General features: G+C 60.8%; 7 protein-coding genes. 5 read left to right on the forward strand and 2 right to left on the reverse strand.

What is annotated here, in order from left to right; genetic code table 11:
* The coding region (locus tag F6X40_RS40560; protein WP_187628899.1) for an IS3 family transposase at positions 1 to 137 on the forward strand (137 nt) is incomplete at its 5' end.
* 292 nt (positions 138 to 429) lie between these two features.
* On the opposite strand, the gene F6X40_RS40565 is transcribed toward F6X40_RS40560, so the two are convergent.
* Positions 430 to 1,677, reverse strand: coding sequence for a type II toxin-antitoxin system HipA family toxin (locus tag F6X40_RS40565; protein ID WP_187631762.1), 1,248 nt, complete (start codon positions 1,675 to 1,677; stop codon positions 430 to 432).
* Positions 1,670 to 2,005: a helix-turn-helix domain-containing protein gene (locus F6X40_RS40570; RefSeq protein WP_090800552.1), complete on the reverse strand. Its 336-nt coding sequence runs from the start codon at positions 2,003 to 2,005 to the stop codon at positions 1,670 to 1,672. The genes F6X40_RS40565 and F6X40_RS40570 overlap by 8 nt, the downstream gene beginning before the upstream one ends.
* A gap of 208 nt (positions 2,006 to 2,213) precedes the next feature.
* Here F6X40_RS40570 and F6X40_RS43030 point away from each other — a divergent pair, with 208 nt between their 5' ends.
* Genes F6X40_RS43030 through F6X40_RS40585 form a run of 4 tightly spaced genes read left to right on the forward strand, consistent with a single transcriptional unit; the run spans position 2,214 to position 7,441 of the window.
* Entirely contained in the window at positions 2,214 to 2,501 is a 288-nt protein-coding gene (locus F6X40_RS43030) for a hypothetical protein (RefSeq protein WP_262421739.1), read from the forward strand.
* Complete coding sequence (locus tag F6X40_RS40575; RefSeq protein ID WP_262421740.1) at positions 2,470 to 3,726, forward strand: hypothetical protein; 1,257 nt, start codon at positions 2,470 to 2,472, stop codon at positions 3,724 to 3,726. The genes F6X40_RS43030 and F6X40_RS40575 overlap by 32 nt, the downstream gene beginning before the upstream one ends.
* A complete protein-coding gene (locus F6X40_RS40580) occupies positions 3,723 to 4,454 on the forward strand; it encodes a hypothetical protein (RefSeq protein WP_187631763.1) in 732 nt (243 codons plus the stop codon). Before F6X40_RS40575 ends, F6X40_RS40580 begins: the two co-directional genes overlap by 4 nt.
* 2 nt (positions 4,455 to 4,456) lie before the next feature.
* Positions 4,457 to 7,441 (forward strand): hypothetical protein, encoded by a 2,985-nt coding sequence (locus tag F6X40_RS40585; protein ID WP_187631764.1) that lies wholly within the window; start codon positions 4,457 to 4,459, stop codon positions 7,439 to 7,441.
* Positions 7,442 to 7,564 lie beyond the last annotated feature (123 nt).

Consider the following 7,564-nt stretch of genomic DNA (forward strand, 5'->3'; position numbering starts at 1 on the left):
GTCGCGAAGCGATGGACGAGGTAATCGACTGGTTGAGCTTCTACAATCATTCGCGCTTGCACTCGACGTTGGGCTACGTCAGCCCGATGCAATTCGAGCAGGACTGGCACGCCGCCCAGAACCAACGAGTGGCATAATCTCCGCTCAGTTAAGGGATCCGAAATTCGCGGGCAACGTCATTCCCACTCGATTGTCAATCTGGGGCTGGAGCCTTGTGGGGACGGCGTTTCCGCCTGATCACGCGACGTCGATACCGTCAGCGGTACCGAAAATCCTGCCCAGCAGTTGATGGCTGTTGTCGAACCACACCGGAGGATCAACGCCAGCTTCATTTGAAAAATCGCGAACACTGGCCGCCCCAAGGCGATTTGTGAACACGATACCGTCGCTGATACCGTCAGGCTCGTTCGAATGCGGCCCTCGATACCGTCACAACCGTAATGCGGCGCAAAGGTCATCGTGCTCGAAGGCACTCGCCATGCGGGCGATCTCTGCGCGCCTGGAACCAACTTCCTGAGCAACCGCTTGCCATGTCCGGGTCACGTTGGCCACCTCCCGAATTGTCGACCGAGCCTGTTTCAGCGACAAACCAAAGAACTCCGCGGCGTTTTCCAGCAGGCCAACCGAACAGGTTCCCTCGTCGAGATCGATATTGGTCGTCAGGATGCGTGCCTTGACATCGGTTGGCGTGGGATTGAGGTCATATGCCGGTGACAGTACCCAGCCATCGTGCCCCACCCACAGGAAACCGTGGTTGCGCAGATGGTCATCGACATTGGAGACCAGTACATTGAAGGCCACGCGGCGATACAACTGCGTGGCATCGGCCCGCGCCTTCGCACCATGTTGTGCCAGTGCGTCAACCAGTTCGGGATAACTGCCGCGTTGGCCGTCCCGCGATCCCGTCATCGACATGGCCGAGAGGAAGGGAATGCGATTGCTCCCCGCGCGATCGAAGCGACGCGACAGCAGCACAGGCTTGCCCGCTATCTCGAGCAGTTCGTGATGCGGGGTGGAGATACCAGCACGTTCGGCCAATCGCAGGGCGACTTCCTCCCAGGTCTCGATGCTGTAGTCGTCGGTCTCCTTCGGAAACTTGGCAATCGACAAATGGCCGTACTGGTCGATGATCGATGCCTTGGGACGTGCGCCGCCGAGTGATGATCCGGGCGCGAAGATCAGTTGCAGATCCTCATCGGTTTCTTCGTCCCGCAGGATGCGCTCGGTGATTTGAAGCAGCCGTCCCAATTCGATCAGCGCGGGGACACCGGCGGGCACGGGCGCCTGGAATTCATCTTCTCCGCTCCAGCGGAATCGCAGCGCACCCTGGCGTGTTTCATCTGCTACGCCCAGCAGATAATCAAGTTCACCAAGCGTCCGGACACGCCGGCCTTCCCGCTCGGCCTGTCGACGCTCCGCGCGCTGCATGAGGCGGCGCCCCCACGTATCGGGCGCCGAATCGCCAATCGAACCAAAGATGGGTTGATCAGGCGGCGGTGGGAAGACACCGCGCGTCAACGCCAGTGCCGGCTCAATCGAGAAGCGCTCGTCGTCGGCCAGCCAGGTCTCGTCGTATTCGAACGTGACCGTTTCTTCCCGGCGCGATGTATGGCGCCTGAGTAGCCCTACCGGTCGCGACGTGCCGTCGAGATCGATATATACCTCGACATCAGTCATGGTCACCCCTTCCTCCGCCTCGGGGCAACCGGACGCGCTGAGGCAATGCCGCAGTTGCCAGCGACTGCCCTACCGTATCCCGGGCCACATCGGCGATCTCCAACAGCCCGCCCAGTAGACCAAGCGCCTGCAACACGGCCGCATAGATGCCGATGCTCACGCCCGGATCACCCGCTTCGACGCGCTGCAAAGTCGCTCTGGACGTAAAAGCCCGTTCGGCAATCACCGCCATGGTCAACCGGCGCCGGCGACGCGCGTCGTGAATATCGGCGCCCAATTTGCGCAGCGCCCGCCGGACGCCGGCAGAAGGAGCGTGAGGAGTCGGCATTTGCAACCTTCGTAAGTCTTTACATCCAATAATGTATCACGAAGATAACACCAATCGCCTACGATGAACTACGGAGGACGATCAAGGGCCAAGCCATTTCATAAACCGCGAAGAGCCGATATTCCAAGATAATTCGTGAAAGATACGGTAATCGGTACCGTCATACTCGTCGCAAAGCTCGGCAAAATCTGGTAACAATTGCCGTAGTATGACGACCTTTCAAATTTATTTCATTGAAAATACGGATAGGGTCCTGATGGATGGCCAAGCGACAACCACCGCCCTTGCCGCCACGCTGACAACGTTAGGCGGCTTTGGCCTGCTCGACCTGTCCCGGCAACAGCGCAACCTTCTGCTACTTCGCCCGGTATTCCAGCTTGAGCGCTATAAGATGATGCAGTTCAGACCGCAGCCTCTTCCAGAGTATCGACACGCATTACCTTGCATTGTCAGCACTCGATCAGATGATGGAAGCCACCACGGTTTCCAGTGGTAGTACCTCGACAGAAATCCTGACGCATCTTGCCGACGTCGCAATACGGATGAAACCGACACTCTCGGCGCCTCAGGCTCGGCGCGTGGCGGAGGTCATCCTTGATGCACTGGACAACAAGGCCAACAACCATCGCGAGTTCAGCTTCGAGTATTTTGATGCCCTAAGCGGGAGCACCAACAGCATTCAGTTCCGCCTTGTACGGTTCGAGCCCGACGCCGAAGATGTATATCGGTACCGCCCAACGGCGGAAGGCTATCTGGTCTACCTCGGAATGTTGGATCTCTCGCCGGAGCACTCCCAGGAACTGCTGGAAAAGATGCTGGACCTTCTGGTCCAGCGCGGGCGCTTCGATGCAGCTCTGGAAATCGCACGCCGTGCGCGCAAGCTATCCATCGAGTACCGCCAGCTCATTCGTGATCGCCTCTACCAGGCCTATCGCGCGCCAGGCAGCGTCAACTGGAGCCGCGACATGGCCGGGCGGCTCGACGAGGCGCGGACGCACGTTCGTCAGCGCCAAGCCGAGGACGCTCGGATGGAGGAAGCCGTTGGCGAGGCCCTGCTTGGCGCCGATGAACCGAAGACGCGCGAGAGTCTCGTACAGCTGAAGGAAACCATCCGTAGCGCCAGCCTCATCCGACTACAGCTTGTCACTGATATCAACGTAGCGCCCGAGCGTTTCATCGAAGCGCAGCGCGCGGTCTTCCGTGCACGCAAGCCCACCGGTCTCCCTGACCTTGAGCCGCAACTCCTTCCGCAACTCGTCAACCTTCCGACCCAGGTACTCTCGGCAGAGGCGGACATCTTCATCAGTGCGCTATACCCACCGGTGTGGCCGAGGGTGTACGACCTGAACTCGGTGTTCGCCCTGCTACTAGAGCAGCGTGGGGAAGATGCAGAGGTCGAGACTGACCCAGGCTCGATTGAGAAGCTTGAACCCCTGCCCGACCAGTTTTCGAAGGAACTTGCACAACGCGCCAACGACTGGCTGGCAGGCAAGTTCTCCGCCGGCCAACGGCTGCGTATCGACCAGTTGCTGGATACCGCCGAGGACGAGGGCCTAGACCGGACGACGCGGCGGTGCCTTGTTCTCATCCTGTTCCGTTCGTTCGCGCGGTCTGAGAGCGAGTTCAAGAACGTGAGCGTCGAACTCACGGGAGACACCTTCCACCTCGACATCGCTCAGGGCAGCGCTCTCGAGTTCGTTCCCCAGGGAGAGTCAGAATGAATGCAGAACCTACCATGCGCAACGCCGCGCGACTGACCTACAAGGCGCTGCACACAACGTTGTCGCCCATCAATGACTCGGAGTACCGCGAACTACTTGCCCTGTGCAGGGCGGACCCGACATTCAGACGATACGTCGAGGATGTCGCGGCCGGCATGGAACTGCAGATTCTCGACTTGAGCGAGCAGCGTGGGCTCATTGTAGTTCCGGCCTCCAAGGATAGCCGCTTCGCAGTGCGTCTCACGGATATCCGCAGCGGCATGACTCCAGACCAGAAGGCCGCACTTATACTTGCCCACATCGCCATCGCCGCAGTCTTCTTCCCTACGACTGATGGATTGGACGACGACAACTACTCCCCGCCCCCAGCTTCTGTGGCCACCTGCCGCGATACACTCTACGCGCTAGCGCGGCGCCTGAAGGAGACATCTGACCTTCCGCCGGACATTCCATCTGAGCTTGCTCCCGGCTGGGAGACGATTTCAGCACTTCCAGTAGCAATCCCGTCCGGTCAGCGAGCGTCGCATGCCTCGGTTGTCGGCGTCGTCAAGATTGCGCTGAACCAGATGGCGCAGAACGGCCTTGTTCGGCTTGACCGCGACGCGGAAGACGAGGCGGCTGCGACCTACACGCCCACCTTTCGGCTGCGTGTGCAGCTGCGAGAACTGGCGCTTCGGCGACTCTACGAGATGGCGCAACTGGCTACGACCGAGCGCAAGGCAGCGTGACTATGCAGAAGATTTCCCGCATCCACCTGGGCAACTGCGGATACCGCACCGCATGGTACGAAGGGATGACTTTCGAGCTGACTGACCCGGACAGCGGCCAACCCACCGACACGCTCATCAACCTGGAGAATGGCGGCGGCAAGACCACGCTCATCGGGCTTGTGTTCTCGTGCTTCGAGACCGCTCAAGAGAGGTTTCTCAAACACATCCAGAGCAAGCACAACACGTTCTCTCAGTACTTCACTCACGATGGCGCGCCTGGTTTCATCATCGTTGAATGGCTCATGCCGTCCAGAATGGCAGGAGGCAAGCCCTACCGTCTGGTGATCGGTCAGGCAGTCGCGGTAAGGTCGCACACCGAGCCACCGGAAGTCGACCGCATGTTCTTCTCATTCGAGGAGCACGCCGACCTCGGCCTCGCGGACATCCCGGCTCCCGGCCTGGCCCAGCCCACGCCGACCTCCATGCAGGAGTTCTCACGTTGGCTACACGCGCAGCAGAAGAAGTACCCGGGTGACGTTTTCATCAGCCACAACCGCCAAGCGGAGTGGCAGCGGCATCTGAAAGACGAGCGTCTCATTGACCTGGACATGCTGCGCATGCAGGTTAACTTCTCGGCCCAGGAAGGCGGTTTCGACACGGGCTTCCTCGACTTCAAGACGGAAGGCGAGTTCCTGCGCAAGTTTCTGCACCTGACCAGCGACACCACGAAGGCCGACGAGGCACGCAAGCTGGTGGTTGCGGTATGCGAGAAGCATCGCCGCAAGCCTCAGTTCCAGAAGCGTCGTGATGAGCTGACCAAGTTCCGGGCGTCGCTGAACGCTTTCGCCGAAGCTGCCCAGCTGTACCTCGAGACGCTGGCTGCGCAGCGCTCAATGTTGATTCGGGGCGCTCAGATGGTCCAGGCTCTGCAGGCCCGCGCCGTCTCGTTTCGCCTCGACCACGACCGAGAGGCGGAATTCGAGCAGACCCAGCGACAACTGGCTTCGGCTGCGCTTGCGGACTCGACGCTCCACACGAAGGAGCAGGCAACGGTCACCTGGGCTTGGCATCAGAAGTGCAGCGCGCAGGCAAAGGCGCGCAAGGAGACTGCCGATGGCCGGGTAAAAGACCTGGAGCGGGACGAACGGCTCATCCGGGCCGCACGGCTCCAGAAGGAAATCGTTGGCATCGACGAAGAGCTCAAGGAGCTTGACGCGCTGGCCGAGGCCGAACGGGCAAATCTCAAGCCGACGAAGGACCACGCTGAAATTCAAGGGGCACTGCTCCGTCGTGCACTGTTCAACGAAGAGCAACGGCTTAAGGCAGCACTCCAGGCACTCGACGAAAGGGCTCGCGTACGGGACAACGAGCGAACATCTCTTCGCAACCAGCGGGCCAACGCCGAAACCGAAGAGATTCGCTACGTGGAGGAACGCTCGAAGCTTCAAGCGGCCGAGGAATCCTATGTCCGGCGTCGTGAAGCATTAGAAGCGGACAAGACGTTTCGAGGACCAGAAGAGACGACAGGCGAGGCGCTCGAACGCCTTGATGATGAAGCTGCGACTGCGGCTGCTGAGCGTGACGTGCATCGAGCATCCCGGGAACGCTGCGCCAAGGAGGCGCGGGTGCATCGACAATCTGCCGCAGCGGAACACGTGCGTGCAGCCGAGTTGTCTGGCAACGCTCAGACACTCGGCGAGTTCATCGCACGAGGAGAGGCCGAACCAGAACGACTGGCTCAGTTGCCTGTCCTTCTGAACGCCGTCGAATCCGACCGCGTCGACCCGCTGTCTGCAGCCCTGCCTGCCCGCCTGCGCGAAGTCGTCTCTGATTCGGCAAAGCAGGTGTCGCTGGGAGACGTTCGGCTTGCGGAGTTGCGCGCCGCCAAACAGGCTATTGAGGAGACCGGGGTTGCCGGCTACAGTGCCGATGTAGCACTCGTCGTCCAGACGCTTCTACAGGCGGGAGTTCGCTCGGCCAAAGCCTACAACGAGTACATCTCTCGTGCGCTGCCGGATGCCTCCAAGGCACGAGCGCTCGTCGCGAGCGACCCAGCCCGCTTCCTTGGCGTCTCCGTAGCGTGCACGGAACTTGAAAGGGCCAAGGCCGTCTCCTGGGCGACGCGCCTGCCCACGCGCCCCGTGGTCGTATCAGCGGCAACACTTGAGCCAGCAGCGCACGTGGCGGAGCACGTGGTGGTCGTCCCTGCCGAGGATGATTCGGCCTTCAACGTCGAGGCTGCTGCGAAGCTGGGCGTTTCCCTCGAACTCCGCGTCACCGACGAAGATGAGCGCCGGTCCGCGTATCGGGAGCGCCACGACCAAACGCTGCGGGCAATTCACGAGCTGGATGCGTATACGAAGGAGTTCGGCGACGGCAAGCTTGGGCAGGCGCAAGCTGACAAGACAGCCCTGGAGGAAGACGTTGCCACGGCGAAGGAACGGGCCGAGTCCCTCGAGTCGCTGGCCCTTGAACTCGATGAGAAGGCGCAAGGGCTGGAGCAACAAGCACAGGCAGCCGATACGCGACGCCAGGCCGCAGTCCTGTCTTCGTCAGCAGTCCGCAGCTTCCAGAGCGAGCACGAATCCGGCCACACAGAGCGCGTCCGGCGACTGGCGGAGGTAATGCAAGACATCAGCGCAGCACAGGAGAGAAAGTCGGCAGCGGACGAGAACCTCGAGCGGCTGCAGGAGGAACACAACCGCGACCAGCGCTTGCGCGTGAGCACGGACCATGAGCTCGGGCTTGCCGGCGAAGAGCGGGCGGGCGTTGCTCACTATGACAAGGACTATCCGGCCCAGGAACAGTTGCTGCAGAACCCACGGCCAGTGGAGACATTGCGCCGCATCTATCGCGACGCCGAAGCTGCCTACTTGGCCGAGGAAAAAGATCGACTGGGGCTATTGGCGCACAAGCTGGAGGATGCTCGAAAGCGCCGCGAGGACAAAGCCAAGGAGTTCACCCGCGAGTTCAAGGGCGTTCAGATGGCAGACCTTAGGCCCTGAAGTTGACCCAGAAAAACGGACATCTATCCTTTGGAGAAGGAGGTGCCGATTATGGGCAAGCATCGTACCCCGTACCCGGCGGAATTTCGGGCACAAATGGTCGGGCTGGTGAAGGCCGGACGC

It is taken from the genome of Paraburkholderia sp. UCT31 (assembly GCF_014397655.1).
In the GTDB taxonomy this organism is placed as follows: domain Bacteria; phylum Pseudomonadota; class Gammaproteobacteria; order Burkholderiales; family Burkholderiaceae; genus Paraburkholderia; species Paraburkholderia tuberum.

What these genes read in the sequence shown, in the direction of transcription:
- F6X40_RS40565 (WP_187631762.1), bottom strand. Translation starts at nt 1,677, where the DNA reads ATGACTGATGTCGAGGTATATATCGATCTCGACGGCACGTCGCGACCG.
- F6X40_RS40570 (WP_090800552.1), bottom strand. Translation starts at nt 2,005, where the DNA reads ATGCCGACTCCTCACGCTCCTTCTGCCGGCGTCCGGCGGGCGCTGCGC.
- F6X40_RS43030 (WP_262421739.1), top strand. Translation starts at nt 2,214, where the DNA reads ATGACGACCTTTCAAATTTATTTCATTGAAAATACGGATAGGGTCCTG.
- F6X40_RS40575 (WP_262421740.1), top strand. Translation starts at nt 2,470, where the DNA reads ATGATGGAAGCCACCACGGTTTCCAGTGGTAGTACCTCGACAGAAATC.
- F6X40_RS40580 (WP_187631763.1), top strand. Translation starts at nt 3,723, where the DNA reads ATGAATGCAGAACCTACCATGCGCAACGCCGCGCGACTGACCTACAAG.
- F6X40_RS40585 (WP_187631764.1), top strand. Translation starts at nt 4,457, where the DNA reads ATGCAGAAGATTTCCCGCATCCACCTGGGCAACTGCGGATACCGCACC.